Here is a 14,911-nt window from a genome sequence, read left to right on the forward strand (position 1 = left end):
CGCCGATCAGCCTCGCGGGGCGAAGGGCCCGCGGAGCGCCGCCCACTGCAGCAGCATGATGGTCTTCGCGTCGACGATGTCGCGACCGATGCGCGCGAGAGCGTCGTCGATGCCGAGCTCGAGCACCTCGATGTCCTCGCCCTCCTCGGCAAGACCGGCCCGTGACCCGGGCACGACGTCGCCCTGTCGGTAGGGGGCGGCGAAGAAGTGCAGCTTCTCGGTGACCGACCCGGGGCTCATGTAGACGTCGAACACGTGCTCGACCTCGCCGACGCGGCGCCCGGTCTCCTCCTCGGCCTCCCGGCGGATCGCGACCTCCGGCGCGTCCTCGTCGAGCAGACCCGCGGCTGCTTCGATGAACATGCCGTCGGGGTGACCGTTGACGTAGACGGGGTAGCGGAACTGGCGGGCGAGCAGCACGGTGCGCGCGGTCGCGTCGTAGAGCAGGATGCACGCGCCGTCGCCGCGGTCGTAGGTCTCGCGCTGCTCGGTCGACCAGGTGCCGTCCGCGTGCTGGTAGTCGAACGTGGTCTTGCGGGTCACGAACCAGCTCGACGTCAGCACCTCGACGTCGCGCACGACGACGCGGGGATTGCCGGTCAGATCGCGTCCGGCCCGGTCGAGGCCGGTGCGTCCGCGCCCGTCGGGCACATCGATACCGGGCCGGCCCGCATCCGGGCCCGCGTCGTTGAACGAGCTCATGGCTCCCCTTCGTCTCCGAAGACAGCAGCCTATGCCCGGGTATCGAACGCGCGGTGCCGGCCAGCACACGGCGGTGCCGGGTGTCGTTCGCGCGGCGTCGGCTTAGCGCACGCGGGTGCCGGTGCGACGCAGGTCCTCTTCCACCGCGGCGGCGGCGGCGAGGAGGGGAGCGACGAAATCCGTGCCGGAGCGGTCGCGGCGGGCGGGGGCGGCCACGTTGATGGCGGCGACCACCTGACCGCTCGCATCGCGGACGGGGGCGGCGACCGAGCGGAGCCCCTCCTCGAGCTCCTGATCGACCAGCGCCCACCCCTGCGCGGCGACCCGGTCGAGCTCGGCCGACAACGCGCCCGCGTCCGTGATCGTGCCGGGCGTCAGGGCGCGCAGCGGCGCCTCGGCGAGCGCGGCACCGCGCTGCTCGCCGGGCAGGGCGGCCAGCAGCACGCGTCCCATCGACGTCGCGTAGGCCGGGAGGCGGGTGCCGACGCCGATGGCCGCCGACATGATGCGCCGCACCGCCACCCGCGCGACGTACACGATGCTGTCGCCGTCGAGGACGGCGGCGGATGAGGACTCCCCGGTCTGCTCCGACAGGCGCTGCAGATGCGGCTGCACGATCTCGGGCAACGACAGGGCCGACAGATAGGAGAAGCCGAGCTCGAGAAGACGCGGCCGCAGGAAGAACTCCCGCCCGTCGGTGCCGACGTACCCGATCTCGACGAGGGTGTGCAGGAAGCGGCGCGCGGCCGCCCGGCTGAGCCCCGTCTCGCGAGCGACGTCGCTCAGCGTCATCCGGGGGCGCTCGGCGCCGAAGGCGCGGATGACGGCGAGCCCGCGCTCGAGCGACTGCACGAACTCTGCGCGCGCGGGGGAGGGCGACGCCTCGTCGATGTCCATCGTCCCCGACGCTAACATCGGCGATCCCGCCCCGCCCGACGACCCTCCCGTGGGCTACGTTCGTCATGTGGCACCCGCCGACCGAGACGACGAAGTCGATCTGCTGATCGACGCATGGTCGCAGCGGTTGCCCGGCGTCGATCTCACGCCGCTGGATGTCATGTCGCGGCTGCGACGCGCGGCCCTGCGCCTCGACCGGCTGCGGGCATCCGCGTTCGCGACCGCCGGGCTCGCCTCGTGGGAGTTCGACGTCCTGGCGGCGTTGCGCCGGAGCGATCCGCCGCATCAGCTGAGCCCGGCGCAGCTGATCGAGCGCACCATGATCACGAGCGCGGCGATGTCGAACCGGCTCGCCAATCTGGTGGCCCGCGGGTTCGTGCAGCGCAAGCGCAACCCGAGCGACGGGAGGAGCGTCTACGTGCGCCTCACGGATGCCGGGCTCGCGAGCGTCGACGCGGCCATGGTCGAGCTCGTGCGGCGGGAGGCCGAGGTGCTCGCCGAATCGGATCCGGCGGATGTGGCCGCGCTGACCCGGGCCCTCCGCCCGCTCATGGGGCCGGAGCACGGCGGCCCCACCGGCTGACACCCGCGCCGGTTGTGAGCCGCGGGCTCTTCGGGGCGGGGCGCGAGATCCGTGTCACGTCAGGGACGGTGGGTCCTCTGTGGGTGCGTTCACGGCGCTGAGTGGGCGGAGGGCGGATGTTCCGAGCCGGGATCGGTGGGTCGAGTCACGAAGGAGCGGATGCGTGATACGAGCGCGCGGGCGTCGACGCGAGCCTTCGGAGGTCTGACTTCCCATGTATCGGCGAGCTGATGGAGGTGTAGTGCGGCGTCGCGTCGGCTCGCCGTCAGTTCCGTCTCGGTCAGGCGCCATCCGCCCAAATCGTCCGCGCCGTGCTGTGCGAGCACGGCGAACAGGTTGCTCAGGTCGACGCCATCTTTCTCGGTGCGCAGGCGGCGATCTCGCCACGCGATGGCTTTGAGGACGACGGCGGCCTCGATCCCGGGGATCATGACGACAGCAGAACGACGGACGCCGTCTCCCGCTGTACGACGGAATGAGCAGGTCGATGGTGGGTGGGGCGTCGCTGTTGCCCTTGACGTAGCGGTTGCCCCCGTCGGCGGCGTAGCCCAGATCGAGGAGTGCGCTGTGCAGTTCACCGGTGGCGGCGAGCTCGATGGGGATACCCGCGTCGGCGTCATTCGTGCGCCGTTCGACCAGCCCGGGGCTCGGGAAGGCCGTGCAGAGGAGGGAGACCATGTGGCCGCCGATGACCATCGTCTCCGCGCGTCCGGCCAAGATCGTCGATAGGTCGATGAGCGCTTCGTACGCGGCATCATCTGTCGCGCTGGTCGCCACGACGTGAGCCTTGCGGGCGACCAGCCCATCCTGCCTCGCCTTCGGAGGAGCCGCTCGCAGAGAACTCCCCGCTCGGTTCGTCGTCGGCATCGCTCATCGCTGTCTCGCTCCGATCACGTACTCGCGGATCCGGTCGACTGCTTCGATGTGATCACCCCGTGTTCCGGTGCGGGCCACGTCGAACGATGCAATCACCGGATCCGCGGTGCCCGGCACTTCCCAGGCTCGAGCGGTCGGCCAGATGGTGTGGTCGTCGGGGTGGACGAGCATCAGTGTGTAATCCGAGCTGTCGGCCAGCGAATATCCCATGTCTCGGAGATTCGGCTGCGCCCGGGTGTACACGACGGCGTGCTCGGGCGTCCGCCATGCCCGCATCCGATCCGCCGCGATATCGCCCGAGACGAGCGCTGTCTCGTCGGCGGCGGCGAGCACGTCGGCTTGCTCCATCGCGCTCGTGCCGTGCCACCAGTAGGTGGTGACTCCGGCCGGGCCGGGGTAGTCGGCGACGGCACGCTCGAACAGCGCACCCCGATCCGCCACTCTGGTCCCACCCCAGGCGCGTTCGAGCACGCCGTCGAAGAATGATGAGGAAAGCGCCCGAGAGACGGCAGCCTGTGTGATGCCGGTGCCGGTCACCAGCTGTTGTTGAGTAAGAGGTCCTTCGGCAGCGAGAAGCGCGCGCGCCACCGCGAAGCGTCCGTAGGGCCGACGGCCGGCGGCCCTCGCGTGCGTGGGTCCCCCCGCATCGCTGAGGGCCACAGCCTGGCGATCCCACATCACACTGTCCACGCTCACAACGACGAGACGATCGTCCTGAAGAGCTATCTGGCGCAAGCTCGGAGTGATGACATCGGCGATGAGAAGTGCGCGCTGGTCGGGCTTCAGCGACGCCAACGCTCGCTCGGCGTCTGCGCGAACAGGGGCATCCCGAGTCGTGACCAGGTGCAGCTCGATTCCCCCCGCTCGCACCGTGCGCGGACCCGCGACCTCTGCAGCGACACCGATGGCGCGGAGGGACTTCAGGGCATCATGCGTGTCCATCGGCTCTCCCTAAATATGCGCTTCACACAGATTATCCGTTAAAGCGAATATTTCGCACTGCCTCTGTGTCGACGGACTCGCGGGCACGGGCGCAACATGACCGCGCGTCGGCCGCCCGAGCCCTCCACGGGCGCCGGAGGGGCGTGCGGAGAGCGTGAGACGATCGGTGCATGATCAACCTCGTCACCATCGGTTCCAGCGTCATCACGGTCGCGTTCGCGCGCGCGGTCGACGAGGTCGAGGGCATTCGCGTGGCGGTCGCCTACTCGCGTGACGCCGAGCGAGCCCGCGCGTTCGCCGACGAGATCGGGGCGGCGGGGTCATCCGCCGATCTCGACGCGGTGCTGGCCGACCCCGAGATCCACGCCGTGTACGTGGGCTCGCCCAACGGTGTGCACGCCGCGCAGGTGCGCCAGGCACTGCGCGCCGGCAAGCACGTCCTCGTCGAGAAGCCCGCGGTCGCGACGTCGGCCGAGTGGCGCGACCTCGTCGACGAGGCGCGCCGGGCCGACCGCGTACTGATCGAGGGGATGCGGCTGGCGTACGACCCGGGCACCGCCGCGATCCGCGACCTGCTGCCGTCGCTCGGCGTGCTGCGCCGGGCCTCGCTGCACTACCAGAAGCGCTCGTCGCGCTACGACGACGTGCTCGCGGGGCGACAGGTGAACATCTTCGACCCGGCTCTCGGTGGCGGCGCGCTCGCCGACCTCGGCGTGTACGGGGTGCACGCGGCCGTCCTGCTGTTCGGCCGACCGGACGCGGTGCGCGCTGCATCCGTGCCGATCGCCAGCGGCGCCGACGGCGCCGGCATCCTGCTGCTCGAGTACCCGGGGCTCGTCGTCGACGTCGCGTACTCGAAGATCACGAACTCCGACCGGCCGAGCGAGATCCAGGGCGAGGAGGCCACGCTCTCGATCGACGAGATCGTCAGCGCCCGCCGCCTCACCCGACGGGGTATCGACGGCTCGGTCTCGGAGCAGGAGGTGCCGGGCGGACGCCACTCGCTGCGCGGCGAGGTCGCGCGCTTCGTCGACCTCATCCGCACCGGCGCCCCGGCCGACGAGGACCAGGAGCGCACGTTCCTCACCCTCGAGACCATGGAACGCGCCCGGGCGGCGCTCGCCGGCTGACCCCGACCCGCGGCCCGGCGTCAGTCGGTGACGCTCTCGCGCAGCTCCCGCGTGAGCAGATCGTCGCGCAGGTACCGCGCGTACCCGCCGGGGGTGCGGCCCGTCTGACGCCCGCTGGTGCGCACCCACGCCCCGTCGCTCAGGACGATCCGTGCGCCGCCGCGCCGGAGGGCGTCGACGAGCTCGACGTCCTCGTGCTCGTCGAGCGCGGGGAAGCCGCCCGCGCGCACGAGCGCATCCGCTCTGACGCCGAGGTTCGCCCCGTGCACGGCATCGTTCGCGACGCCCGGCCGGTACCGCTGCCACCACGCCGCGGTGCGGGCCGCATCCAGATCACGGAAATCCGGGCGAACGGTGCCGATCATGACGTCGGCCCCGGCATCCGCGAGCTCGTGCTGATGGGTCAGCCAGTGCGCCGGGACGACCGAGTCGGCGTCCGTGTGCGCCGTCCAGACCCGCGCGGGGTCGACCTCGCCGACGTGTGCGAGGGCGGCGGCGACCCCCGCCGCGCGCGACCGCCCGACGTTGCGCACGTCGAGCGAGAGGGTGCGCACTCCCGCGTGCTCCGCCACCGCTCGGCTGCCGTCGCGGCAGGCGTCGAGGACGACCCACACGTCGCAGTCGATGTCGTGGATGCGGCGCAGTTGCGCGGTGGCCTCGTGGAGGGACTCGAGACACGCACCCAGCAGCTCCTCCTCGTCGTGCACGGGCACCACGACCGTCATTGCCTGCAGCGGCGCCGTCACCGCAGCCCCTCCGCCCGGGCCACAGAGGGGACGTCGGCGCGGACGAGCACGTCGAGCAGGAAGTCCTCCTCGATGTGCCGCGCGAGCATCCGCCATCCGGGGCGGGCCGCGGCGGCGCGGTGCACGTCGTCGCCGGTCGACGGTGCGTCCGAGATCGCACCGCGCCAGTGGCACAGCACCAGCACCGCGTCGTCGGTCGCCGTGCCGTCGATGCGGTCGAACGCGGCGGCCAGCCGGTCGGGAGTCCAGTAGTAGCCCAGCTCCGACAGCACGAACAGGTCGAACGCCCCCGTCGGCCAGTCCTCCGGCAGCTCGCGGCGTTCGTAGACCGTGCCCTCGGGAACGCCCCGTGCGCGAGCGCGCTCCAGCGCCACCGCGGACGCATCGACGGCCACCACGGTGCTCGCACGGGGAGCCAGCGCCCGCGTCGTCGCGCCGCCCGCGCACCCCAGCTCGAGGACACGGGCGAAGCTCCGGCGCGGAAGCGCCGCCAGCAGCAGGGCGCGTTTGCGCTCCTCGTACCACCGCGACTCCAGGCCCCACGGATCGTCGTGGCGCGCGTGGAAGGCGTCGAACTCGCCCGGCGTCGGCGCGGAGGCCGCCTCGTCGCTCGTGGGGGCGATGAAGACCTCGACATCGCGATCGAAGTGGCGCAGCGTCTCGGCGTGCAGCATCGGGGGTTCGTCCGCCCGCGTCGCCGTCGTCTGGCTGCGGTGCGCGGCGATCGCCCGGCGCTTGGCCCGCCGGTCGTCGTCGTCGAGCGGCACCACGCTCCAGGCCGCGGTGTCGACCTCCGTGGGCGTGCCCCAATGCCAGAGCCAGATCGGGTATCCCCGAACGGTGACCCCCGCGCCCGCCATGGTCCGTGCGATCTCGCCCAGCACGCGGTGGTCGCGGTGCCCGTCGCCCCACCAGGGCGCGAGCAGCAGCGTGCGCCCGGCCGTGGTCCGGCTGACGGCCGCGGCGACCGCATCCGCCACGTGCGCGCGGGCCTCGCGGATGCCGCCGTCCGGCACGCCGAGGAACGTCACCGGGATGCCGGGACCCAGGAGGTGCACGGCGTCGAGCAGCTCGCCGCGTCGGCGTCGCCCCACCTCGGCACGCTCGGCGCCCTCGAATGCGGCATCGCCGTCGGTCACCACCAGCAGTGACACGTCGGCTCCTCGGCGGAGGGCGTGCCGGAGGGTGCCGGCGGCGCCCAGGGTCTCGTCGTCGGGGTGGGCGGCGAGCACGATCACGCGGTCGTGGTCCAGATCGAGCTCGGCGGCGCCGCGCCAGGGCGCCGCCTCCTGCCACGCCGCCTCGGGGGTGCCCGGCAGACGGGAATCGAAGGCGACGCTCACGCGCGCACCTCGCCGTCGAGCCGCCCCAACCGGGCGAGGTCCCGGTCGGCGTGGTCCTGTCGCAGGTACAGTCCGAGGTCGGCGACGCGACGCGCGTGGGCCTCGTCGACCGTCACGGGGCCCGGGCCCAGCACGCGCTCCTCGGTCTCCAGCACCGTGCGCACCGCGTCGGCGACGACGGCCCGGACCCGGGCGGCGAGCAGAGCCGCCTCCCGGCCGGAGATGCCGGCATCGACCGCGGCGGCCGCATCCGCGAGCACGGCGGACGCCGCCCAGGAGGCGGCGGCGACCCGGCCCGCCGCGGCCTGCGAGAGCTGATCCGCGCGCTCGCCGCGCGCGGCGGACGCGATGCGGTCGATGATCGGCTGGGCTCCGCCCCACCAGACGGCGGCCACCCCCATCCCGCCCCACGCGAAGCCGGGGCGGCGCAGGTACCAGCCGGGATCGCCGATCGCGACAGCCGCGACGTCGTCGAGATCGAGGGGTGCGCTGACGACGGCGGCGAGGCCGCGCGCGTGCCATGGCCCCGGTCGCGCCGCTGCGCCGGGGTCGCCCAGATCGATCGCGAAGAGCGTGCGCTCCTCGCCGGCCCAGGCCGTGATCAGCGCGGCGTCGAGCGCGCCCGCCAGCGAGCACCAGGGCTTGGTGCCGGTGAGCCGCCAGCCGTCGTCCTCGCGTCGGGCGTCGACGCGCAGACCGGGGCCCTCGGCCGCGAACACGCCCCAGGCCGTGGTGCGGTCCTCGGCCAGGGCGCGCACCGCGTCGGGTGCGTCGGCCTCGGCCGCGCGCTCGGCGAGGATCGCGCGGGCATCGAGCAGCGGCTCGAGGATCCGCGCCCCCGTCACGTCCACAGCGGCCGCCTCGGCCAGCAGTCGCCAGAGCGCCGCGGTGCCCGCGCCCGGCCGCGGTGCGAGCGCACCGACCGAACGGGCCCACGACAGCGTGGCGGCCACGTCGGTGCCGAACGCGGGATCGGTGCGCGCCGCATCCAGCAACGACGTGATCCGGGCGTCGAGAGGGGTGCGTCGGAGGGGGTCGGCGAGGGGTGCGACCGAGGGCGGCGCAGAGGAGGGCATACGGCGACGTTAGGCAGCATCCGGCAGGACCCGCCGGGGTTGACATCGCGGCGTCCCGACCCCGCCGGGGCGAGGGGGCTCGCGGCGGGGCGGGGCGGCGGCGTCCGCGGGGCGCGACGCCGCACTCCGGCCGCCGTCAGCGGCGCACGCGCAGGGCCCGCAGCGAGGGCGAGAGCAGTGCCAGGATCACGGCGGGGATGAGGAAGGCCGGGCCGAGCGCCGGGCCCGCCGCGATGAGGCCCAGCGCGACGGCCCCGGCGACGGCGCCGCCGTAGTTGAACAGGTTGACGCGCGCGATGATCTCGTCTCCCCGCTCGGGCAGCAGCTCGCCGGCGCGGCTGAACGCGATCGGCACGAGCGCCCCGGAGGCGGCCCCCATGGCGGCGAATCCCACGATCGCGGCGGGGACGACGGGGACGGCGGCGACGACGATCGCCCCGGCGATCGCGATCACGACCGCGGCGACGCCCACGCGCAGCCGCCCGAAGGCCCGGACGGCGGGGTCGGTGCCGAGGCGCGCGGCGAGCATCGCCACGAGGTAGGCGCCGTAGCCGAGCGGGGTGAGGCCCGGCTCGGCCCGCAGCCCGTCGGTCAGATAGATCGTGCTCCAGCTGGCGACGGCCGAGTCGATGACGAAGGCCGCGAAGACGATCGATCCCACGGCCCAGATCGCCCGCCGCGGGAGCGGTGTGCGATCGGCCACGGGTTCGTCGGCGTTCCGGGCGGCGCGGGCCGGGTCGAAGGCCCGTGCGCCCCAGAGGGCGATCGCTGCGGGCACGACCGCGGCGACCACGAGCGTGACCGTCGCCGGCACGCGGGTGGCGAGCACGAGCGCGGTGGCGCCGGTGGCCAGGATCGCCGCGCCCGTGTACGCGGCGTAGAGGCGACCGAACACCGGGCGCTCGTGAAAGCGTTGCAGCAGGGCGCCCTGCATGTTCGACGCGGCGTCCACCGCGCCGAGCCCCACCCCGTACACGGCGAGGGCGATGACCAGCAGAGGGAAGGATGCGGTGAGTCCCACCGCGATGAGCGCCACCGCCTGGGCGGCGAGGCCGGTCACGAGGGCGGCGCGGCTGCCCCGGTGCACGGCGATGACGTCGGCCAGGAGCGAGCCTGCGGCCGCGGCGAGGCAGGTGCCGAGCAGGAGCAGCGACACGGTCGTGTCGTCGATCGACACCCGGTCCTTGAGCGCGGGGAGCGCGGTGACGATGGTGGCGTAGCCCAGCCCCTGCGCCGCGTACGCCGCACCGACCGCACCGCGGCGCACCGGCAGGCGCGTGATCCGGGTCATGTCTCGAGCGCCAGGAAGGCGGCGTCGGCGATCTCGAGGGTGCGTGAGATGTCGGACTCGGTCAGGGCGGCGTTGATGAAGTGGTTGTGGTGCGAGCTGAAGAACGCCCCGCGCTGCACGCACTCCGCGATCCAGCGCTGGTGCAGCATGAGCGAGTCGTCGTCGGCGAGGCGCAGGTAGAACAGCGCGGGCTCGCCCGATGCGACCAGGGTGAAGCCGTGGGAGGCGGCCACATCCACCAGGCCCGTGGTCAGGCGGGTGCCGAGGTCGCGGAACAGCCGCGGCGCGTCCAGGGTCTTCAGCTTGCCGATCGTGGCGATCGCCGCCGCGAACGGCACCGCGCTCATCCAGTAGCTGCCGGTGTAGGTGATGCTCGAGACCGCTTCGCGCAGGCTCTCCTTGCCGCACAGCGCCGACACGTTGTAGCCGTTCGCGAGCGCCTTGCAGAAGCAGATCAGGTCGGCCTCGAACCCGTAGAAGTGGTCGCTGCCGGCGATGTCCAGCCGCCACCCCGCGCGCACGTCGTCGACGATCAGCACGACGCCGTGCTCGTCGCACAGTCGCCGGACCGCCTGCCAGTACCCCTCGGCGGGCAGTTCGTTGTCGAAGAAGTTGCCGTGCTTGTAGGGCTGCGCGATGAGCGCCGCGATCTCGCCGCGATGCTCGGTGAACACCCGCCTCATCGCCGCCACGTCGTTCCACGGCACCTCGATGTTGCCCTGCACGTCGGTGTCGAGCACCCCGGGGTAGTCGAGCTTCTGCGTCCACGGGGCGACCCCGTGGTAGTACCCCTCGATGAAGACGACGCGTCGGCGCCCGGTCGCGGCGCGGGCCGTCATGACCGCCAGGGTCGTGGTGTCGCCGCCGTTCTTCGCGAAGAACGCCCAGTCGGCGCTGGCCACCGTGTCGACGAGCAGCTCGGCGAGATCGACCATCGTCGTCGACGGCAGCGACACGACGTCCTCGCGGCGGGCCTGCGCCTCGGCGGCCGCCGCGACATCCCGGTCGCCGTAGCCGAGGACGTTCGGGCCGTAGCCGCACATGTAGTCGATGTACTCGTTGCCGTCGACGTCCCAGAAGCGGGTGCCCTCGGCGCGCTCGGAGAACAGCGGGTAGGCGGAGCGCGGGATGAAGCACCCCTCGCTCGGTCCCAGGTGGCCGGGCACGCCGCCCGGGATGACCTTCACGGCCCGGTCGAAGGCCTCGTTGCTCTTGGCGTAGCGGTAGGGCGCGGTCAGGGTGTCGGTGTTCATGCGTCGGCTCCGAGGTAGGCCCCGACTCGGTCGAGGATGCGGCTGGTGTTGTCGACGAGCGGGATGAAGCCGCGCATCGCGAGGCGTCCGTCGCAGACGCAGGCGAGCGCGCTGTCGCGGCCGCCGATGACTCCGCCGGCGACGTCGAGGTCGGCGAAGCGCAGCGCCGCGCGGGGCGGCCCGCTGAGGTCGTCGTCGAGGCGCAGTCGGTGGCCCTTCACCTCGAGGCGGTAGCGCAGGTCGTCGCCGACCTCGAGGTCGAGATCGCCGTCGGGCATGTGCGCCGCCGAGAAGCGGCCGCTGCGGTCCTCGTTGCCGATGACGGCGATCGCCCGCACGGCCACCTCCAGCGTCATGAGCGTGCTGATGCGGCGGAAGTCGGGGTCGGTGAGCCGGTCCTCGCTCGGCTTCAGGTACACGCCGAGAAGATCGGTGAGCGGGGTGAAGACCCGCGTCAGGAACCGGATGCCGCCGGGCCCGGCCACGGGGATCGGCTGCGCGGTGCCCGCGATGACCGCGTTGGCGTGCGCGGCCGAGCGGAACAGCAGGGTCGGCCCGCGGCCCTCGTCGGCCTCCGCGATGGCATCGGACGAGAATCGGTAGCGCACCACCGGGAGGCCCGGAGCAAGGAGCGAGAGCGTGGTCGGCGCGGGGAGCGTGCGCAGAATCCGCGCCGCCTCGGGCACGAGCTCGACGAGCCGGGGGAGCGCCCCCAGCACGGCGCGCAGGTTGGTGGCCGCGAGCACGCGCGGATCGGTCTCAGTCAGCATCGGGCGTCTCCTTGCGGGGGATGGCGTGGGCCGCGAACGCGGCGGCGAGGAAGCGGATGTGGGTGCGCGCCGCATCCGCGTCGCGCGCGGTGAGCCACGAGAGCGTGAGCCCATCGAGGCAGCTCGCGAGCGACCAGGCGAGGTCGTCGAGAGGCAGCGTCCACGTGATCCGGGCGAGGTCCGCGGCGTACTCGAGGCTGGCGCGCGCGGCGATGCGATAGGTCTGCCATTGCCGCTCCACCGCCGCGGGGTCATGGCGCATCGCATGGGCGGCGACGTCGAGGAGGGCGAGCTCGCGCTCGGGTGCCGAGACGAGCAGCCGCAGGTAGCCGTCGAGTCCGCGCGTGAGGATCTCGGCCACACCCGGGGTCGGGGCGTCGGCATCCGCCGGGTCGGTGTTCTCGTCGGCGCCGGCGTCGATCCACGCGGCGAGGCGCTCCTGCTCGGTCACGTGGTCGATGACGGCGACCAGCAGGTCGTCGCGCGAGGCGAAGACGTAGTGGAAGGCGCCCAGCGGCATGTCGGCTTCGGCCACGATCGCGCGGGTCGTGGCCGCGGCGAGCCCGTCGCGTCCGATGACGCGCACGGCCGCGTCGAGCAGTTCGCTGCGGCGTTCCTCGAACGACAGTCGGCGCATCACGCGGTCCTTCCGGCGCGTTCGGTGGCGGTGCGACCGACGCGCAGCGTCAGCCGGCGCGGAGCCAGCTTCGCCGCGACCGACTGGATGCGGTTGCCCCATCCGACGGTCACGACGGGCCCGCGGCGGGCATCGAGCGCGGCGAAGCTGGCATCGAGCACCTCGTCGACGGTGCCGACGCGGCCGACCTTGAACTGCTCCGACCCCGACGCCTCGAAGAACTCCGTCGCCGTCGGGCCGGGGCACACCGCGAGCACCCGCATCCGGGAGCCGCGGTTCTCCTCCCAGATCGACGCCGTGAGCGAGGTGACGTACGCCTTGCACGCGCCGTAGACCGCGAGGTTGGGGGTCGGCTGGTGGCCGGCGATGCTCGAGACCATGAGCAGGATGCCGCCGTCCGCGGCGAGCAGGTCGGGCAGGAAGATCCGGGCCAGCAGGGTGGGCGCCGTCACGTCGACCGCGATCTCCTGCGCGATGCGCGCCGCGTCCTCGCCGGCGAAGGCGCCCGCCGTGCCGAACCCGGCGCAGTTGACGAGCACCTCGGCGCGAAGGCCCCGGGCGGCCACCTCGTCGGCGATGCGCTGCGGGGCGAGCGCGTCGGCGAGATCGGCGGGGATGACGTCGACCTGCACGCCGTGGGCGGTGCGCAGCGCATCCGCCAGCTCTTCGAGCCGATCGGCGCGGCGGGCGACGAGGGCGAGGTCGTGCCCGCGCGCGGCGAAGCGCTCGGCGTAGCCGCGCCCGAGCCCGGAGCTCGCTCCGGTCACGATCGCGACGGGACGTCGTGTCGTCTGCATGTCGGTGTCTCCTCTGCCCCTGCGCCGTCACAGTTGGACGATTGACCAATTCCGTACATGAAAGCGCACGGACGCGGCGCGGGCAAGCGTCGGTCGCGATTCACAGCCCGCCGTCACGCGCCCGAAACGCGCCCCGCCGGGGCGTCAGGTGCGGGGCTTGGCGGGGAAGGCGGCGGCGACGTTCGCGTTCGCGATGCGTCCGCCGAGCGTGCTGAGGCCGAGGGCCAGGGCCGGATCGTCGGCGAGGGCCCGCTCCCAGCCCTTGTCGGCGAGGGCGAGGGCATAGGGGAGCGTGGCGTTGGTGAGGGCCGGCGTCGAGGTGCCCGCCGCGGCGCCGGGCATGTTCGCGACGCAGGAGAAGATCGTGGGGCCGACGCGGAAGGTGGGCGCGTCGTGGGTGGTGGGGCGCGAGTCCTCGAAGCACCCGCCCTGGTCGATCGCGATGTCGACGAGCACGCTCCCCGGCTTCATCCGCTCGACGGTCTCGTGCGAGACGAGGTGGGGCGCCTTCGCGCCCGGGATCAGCACGGCGCCGATCACGAGGTCGGCGTCGTGCACGGTGCGCTCGATCTCGTAGGCGCTGGAGGCGACCGTGCGCACGGCCCCGCGATAGCGGTCGTCGAGCTCGCGCAGCCGCGGCAGTGAGACGTCGAGCACGGTGACGTCGGCCCCGAGCCCGACCGCCTGCGCCACGGCATTGCTGCCGGCGATGCCACCGCCGATGACGGCCACCTGCGCCGGCCGCACGCCCGGGACGCCGCCCAGCAGCACGCCGCGGCCGCCCTGCGAACCGAGCAGGTGGTAGCTGCCGCTCAGCACCGACAGACGCCCGGCGACCTCGCTCATCGGCGCGAGCAGAGGCAGGGATCGATCCGGCAGCTGCACGGTCTCGTAGGCGATGGACGTCGTGCCGGCATCGAGCAGCGCGTCGACGAGGGCCTCGTCGGCCGCCAGGTGCAGGTAGGTGAAGAGGGTGAGGTCGGGCCGCAGGTACCCGTACTCCGCGGCGACGGGCTCCTTGACCTTGAGGACGAGCTCGGCCGACCAGGCCTCGTCGACGTCGACCAGGCGGGCTCCGGCGGCGGCGAACTCCTCGTCGCCGATCGCGCTGCCCACGCCCGCTCCCCGCTGCACACCCACGTCGTGACCATGGCGCACGAGCTCTCGAACCCCGGCAGGGGTGGCGGCGACGCGGTACTCGTGGTTCTTGACCTCGGCGGGGATCCCGATGCGCATGTCTGCTCCTCGTTCGTTGACTGCGGCCGAATATAGAAGAAAGTGATGCCTGAGTCACCAGCAACCGAATAACCTTCTGCGCATGGATGAATGCAAGAAGGATCTGCGGTGATGAGGGATGCGTCGGGCTCCGGTGCGCAGAACCGGCGGATCGATGCGGTCGACGAGAGCATCCTCTGGGAGCTGCGTCGCGACGCGACGATGACCAACGCGGCGCTCGCGGCGAGGGTGGGGCTCTCGCCCTCCGCAGCGCACGCCCGGGTGCGTGCGCTGCGCGAGTCGGGCGCCCTCGGCTCCGCACATGCCGACGTCGACTTCTCGGCGCTCGGGCTGCCGCTCCAGGCCATCGTCGCGGTCACGCTGCGCGCCCAGGCGCGGCCCGCGATCAAGACCTACGCCGAGAAGGTGTCGCGTCTTCCGAACGTCCTCAACATCTTCTTCCTGGGTGGGCAGACGGACTTCCTCATCCACGTCGTGACGACCTCACCCGAGCAGCTGCGCGACTTCGTCGCCACGCGGCTCAGCATGGATCCGGCCGTGGCGTCGACCGAGACGCAGATCGTCTTCGACTGGGTGCGAACCTCCGCCCGCGCCCCCGGCTTCGAGTCCATGCGGGATCCGATCGGGTGAGT

General features: G+C 72.9%; 16 protein-coding genes. 3 read left to right on the top strand and 13 right to left on the bottom strand.

Annotated elements, in window-relative coordinates:
• Nucleotides 1-6: 6 nt before the first annotated feature.
• Both AB0N73_RS03025 and AB0N73_RS03030 read right to left on the bottom strand, forming a co-directional pair.
• Nucleotides 7-702, bottom strand: coding sequence for an NUDIX domain-containing protein (locus AB0N73_RS03025; RefSeq protein WP_363560221.1), 696 nt, complete (start codon nt 700-702; stop codon nt 7-9).
• Nucleotides 703-804: 102 nt separating this feature from the next.
• On the bottom strand, nt 805-1,599 hold the full coding sequence (locus AB0N73_RS03030; protein ID WP_363560223.1) for an IclR family transcriptional regulator C-terminal domain-containing protein: 795 nt from the start codon (nt 1,597-1,599) through the stop codon (nt 805-807).
• A 67-nt stretch (nt 1,600-1,666) separates the two neighbouring features.
• Here AB0N73_RS03030 and AB0N73_RS03035 point away from each other — a divergent pair, with 67 nt between their 5' ends.
• Complete coding sequence (locus tag AB0N73_RS03035) at nt 1,667-2,182, top strand: MarR family transcriptional regulator (RefSeq protein WP_363560225.1); 516 nt, start codon at nt 1,667-1,669, stop codon at nt 2,180-2,182.
• 89 nt (nt 2,183-2,271) lie between these two features.
• On the opposite strand, the gene AB0N73_RS03040 is transcribed toward AB0N73_RS03035, so the two are convergent.
• The gene (locus AB0N73_RS03040; protein WP_363560227.1) at nt 2,272-2,613 is read right to left on the bottom strand and encodes a hypothetical protein; all 342 of its coding nucleotides are present in this window, start codon (nt 2,611-2,613) and stop codon (nt 2,272-2,274) included.
• 439 nt (nt 2,614-3,052) lie between these two features.
• Nucleotides 3,053-3,853, bottom strand: coding sequence for a hypothetical protein (locus tag AB0N73_RS03045; protein WP_363560229.1), 801 nt, complete (start codon nt 3,851-3,853; stop codon nt 3,053-3,055).
• 317 nt (nt 3,854-4,170) lie between these two features.
• Here AB0N73_RS03045 and AB0N73_RS03050 point away from each other — a divergent pair, with 317 nt between their 5' ends.
• Nucleotides 4,171-5,130: a Gfo/Idh/MocA family oxidoreductase gene (locus tag AB0N73_RS03050; RefSeq protein WP_363560231.1), complete on the top strand. Its 960-nt coding sequence runs from the start codon at nt 4,171-4,173 to the stop codon at nt 5,128-5,130.
• A 20-nt stretch (nt 5,131-5,150) separates the two neighbouring features.
• On the opposite strand, the gene AB0N73_RS03055 is transcribed toward AB0N73_RS03050, so the two are convergent.
• From AB0N73_RS03055 to ald, 9 genes are all read right to left on the bottom strand, one after another.
• Nucleotides 5,151-5,876, bottom strand: coding sequence for a glycosyltransferase (locus AB0N73_RS03055; RefSeq protein ID WP_363560233.1), 726 nt, complete (start codon nt 5,874-5,876; stop codon nt 5,151-5,153).
• On the bottom strand, nt 5,873-7,219 hold the full coding sequence (locus tag AB0N73_RS03060; protein WP_363560235.1) for a bifunctional PIG-L family deacetylase/class I SAM-dependent methyltransferase: 1,347 nt from the start codon (nt 7,217-7,219) through the stop codon (nt 5,873-5,875). Before AB0N73_RS03060 ends, AB0N73_RS03055 begins: the two co-directional genes overlap by 4 nt.
• Complete coding sequence (locus tag AB0N73_RS03065; RefSeq protein ID WP_363560237.1) at nt 7,216-8,295, bottom strand: acyl-CoA dehydrogenase family protein; 1,080 nt, start codon at nt 8,293-8,295, stop codon at nt 7,216-7,218. The genes AB0N73_RS03060 and AB0N73_RS03065 overlap by 4 nt, the downstream gene beginning before the upstream one ends.
• 136 nt (nt 8,296-8,431) lie before the next feature.
• On the bottom strand, nt 8,432-9,586 hold the full coding sequence (locus AB0N73_RS03070) for an MFS transporter (protein ID WP_363560239.1): 1,155 nt from the start codon (nt 9,584-9,586) through the stop codon (nt 8,432-8,434).
• On the bottom strand, nt 9,583-10,839 hold the full coding sequence (locus AB0N73_RS03075) for an aminotransferase class III-fold pyridoxal phosphate-dependent enzyme (protein ID WP_363560241.1): 1,257 nt from the start codon (nt 10,837-10,839) through the stop codon (nt 9,583-9,585). The genes AB0N73_RS03070 and AB0N73_RS03075 overlap by 4 nt, the downstream gene beginning before the upstream one ends.
• Nucleotides 10,836-11,609 carry a hypothetical protein gene (locus tag AB0N73_RS03080; protein ID WP_363560243.1) on the bottom strand — a complete coding sequence of 258 codons (774 nt, stop codon included), beginning with the start codon at nt 11,607-11,609 and terminating at the stop codon, nt 10,836-10,838. Before AB0N73_RS03080 ends, AB0N73_RS03075 begins: the two co-directional genes overlap by 4 nt.
• Entirely contained in the window at nt 11,599-12,246 is a 648-nt protein-coding gene (locus AB0N73_RS03085; protein WP_363560245.1) for a TetR family transcriptional regulator, read from the bottom strand. Before AB0N73_RS03085 ends, AB0N73_RS03080 begins: the two co-directional genes overlap by 11 nt.
• On the bottom strand, nt 12,246-13,043 hold the full coding sequence (locus tag AB0N73_RS03090; RefSeq protein WP_363560247.1) for an SDR family oxidoreductase: 798 nt from the start codon (nt 13,041-13,043) through the stop codon (nt 12,246-12,248). The genes AB0N73_RS03085 and AB0N73_RS03090 overlap by 1 nt, the downstream gene beginning before the upstream one ends.
• A 144-nt stretch (nt 13,044-13,187) precedes the next feature.
• Nucleotides 13,188-14,279, bottom strand: coding sequence for an alanine dehydrogenase (gene ald, locus AB0N73_RS03095; protein ID WP_363560249.1), 1,092 nt, complete (start codon nt 14,277-14,279; stop codon nt 13,188-13,190).
• Nucleotides 14,280-14,390: 111 nt separating this feature from the next.
• On the opposite strand from ald, the gene AB0N73_RS03100 reads away from it, so the two are divergent.
• On the top strand, nt 14,391-14,909 hold the full coding sequence (locus tag AB0N73_RS03100; protein ID WP_363560251.1) for an Lrp/AsnC family transcriptional regulator: 519 nt from the start codon (nt 14,391-14,393) through the stop codon (nt 14,907-14,909).
• Nucleotides 14,910-14,911: the final 2 nt, after the last annotated feature.

The organism is Microbacterium sp. NPDC089189, assembly GCF_040685095.1.
Classification (GTDB): domain Bacteria; phylum Actinomycetota; class Actinomycetes; order Actinomycetales; family Microbacteriaceae; genus Microbacterium.

Excerpts from the sequence above, each read along its gene's own strand:
- AB0N73_RS03025 (WP_363560221.1), bottom strand. The coding sequence starts at position 702 with ATGAGCTCGTTCAACGACGCGGGCCCGGATGCGGGCCGGCCCGGTATC.
- AB0N73_RS03030 (WP_363560223.1), bottom strand. The coding sequence starts at position 1,599 with ATGGACATCGACGAGGCGTCGCCCTCCCCCGCGCGCGCAGAGTTCGTG.
- AB0N73_RS03040 (WP_363560227.1), bottom strand. The coding sequence starts at position 2,613 with ATGATCCCCGGGATCGAGGCCGCCGTCGTCCTCAAAGCCATCGCGTGG.
- AB0N73_RS03050 (WP_363560231.1), top strand. The coding sequence starts at position 4,171 with ATGATCAACCTCGTCACCATCGGTTCCAGCGTCATCACGGTCGCGTTC.
- AB0N73_RS03065 (WP_363560237.1), bottom strand. The coding sequence starts at position 8,295 with ATGCCCTCCTCTGCGCCGCCCTCGGTCGCACCCCTCGCCGACCCCCTC.
- AB0N73_RS03070 (WP_363560239.1), bottom strand. The coding sequence starts at position 9,586 with ATGACCCGGATCACGCGCCTGCCGGTGCGCCGCGGTGCGGTCGGTGCG.
- AB0N73_RS03075 (WP_363560241.1), bottom strand. The coding sequence starts at position 10,839 with ATGAACACCGACACCCTGACCGCGCCCTACCGCTACGCCAAGAGCAAC.
- AB0N73_RS03080 (WP_363560243.1), bottom strand. The coding sequence starts at position 11,609 with ATGCTGACTGAGACCGATCCGCGCGTGCTCGCGGCCACCAACCTGCGC.
- AB0N73_RS03085 (WP_363560245.1), bottom strand. The coding sequence starts at position 12,246 with ATGCGCCGACTGTCGTTCGAGGAACGCCGCAGCGAACTGCTCGACGCG.
- AB0N73_RS03090 (WP_363560247.1), bottom strand. The coding sequence starts at position 13,043 with ATGCAGACGACACGACGTCCCGTCGCGATCGTGACCGGAGCGAGCTCC.
- ald (WP_363560249.1), bottom strand. The coding sequence starts at position 14,279 with ATGCGCATCGGGATCCCCGCCGAGGTCAAGAACCACGAGTACCGCGTC.
- AB0N73_RS03100 (WP_363560251.1), top strand. The coding sequence starts at position 14,391 with ATGAGGGATGCGTCGGGCTCCGGTGCGCAGAACCGGCGGATCGATGCG.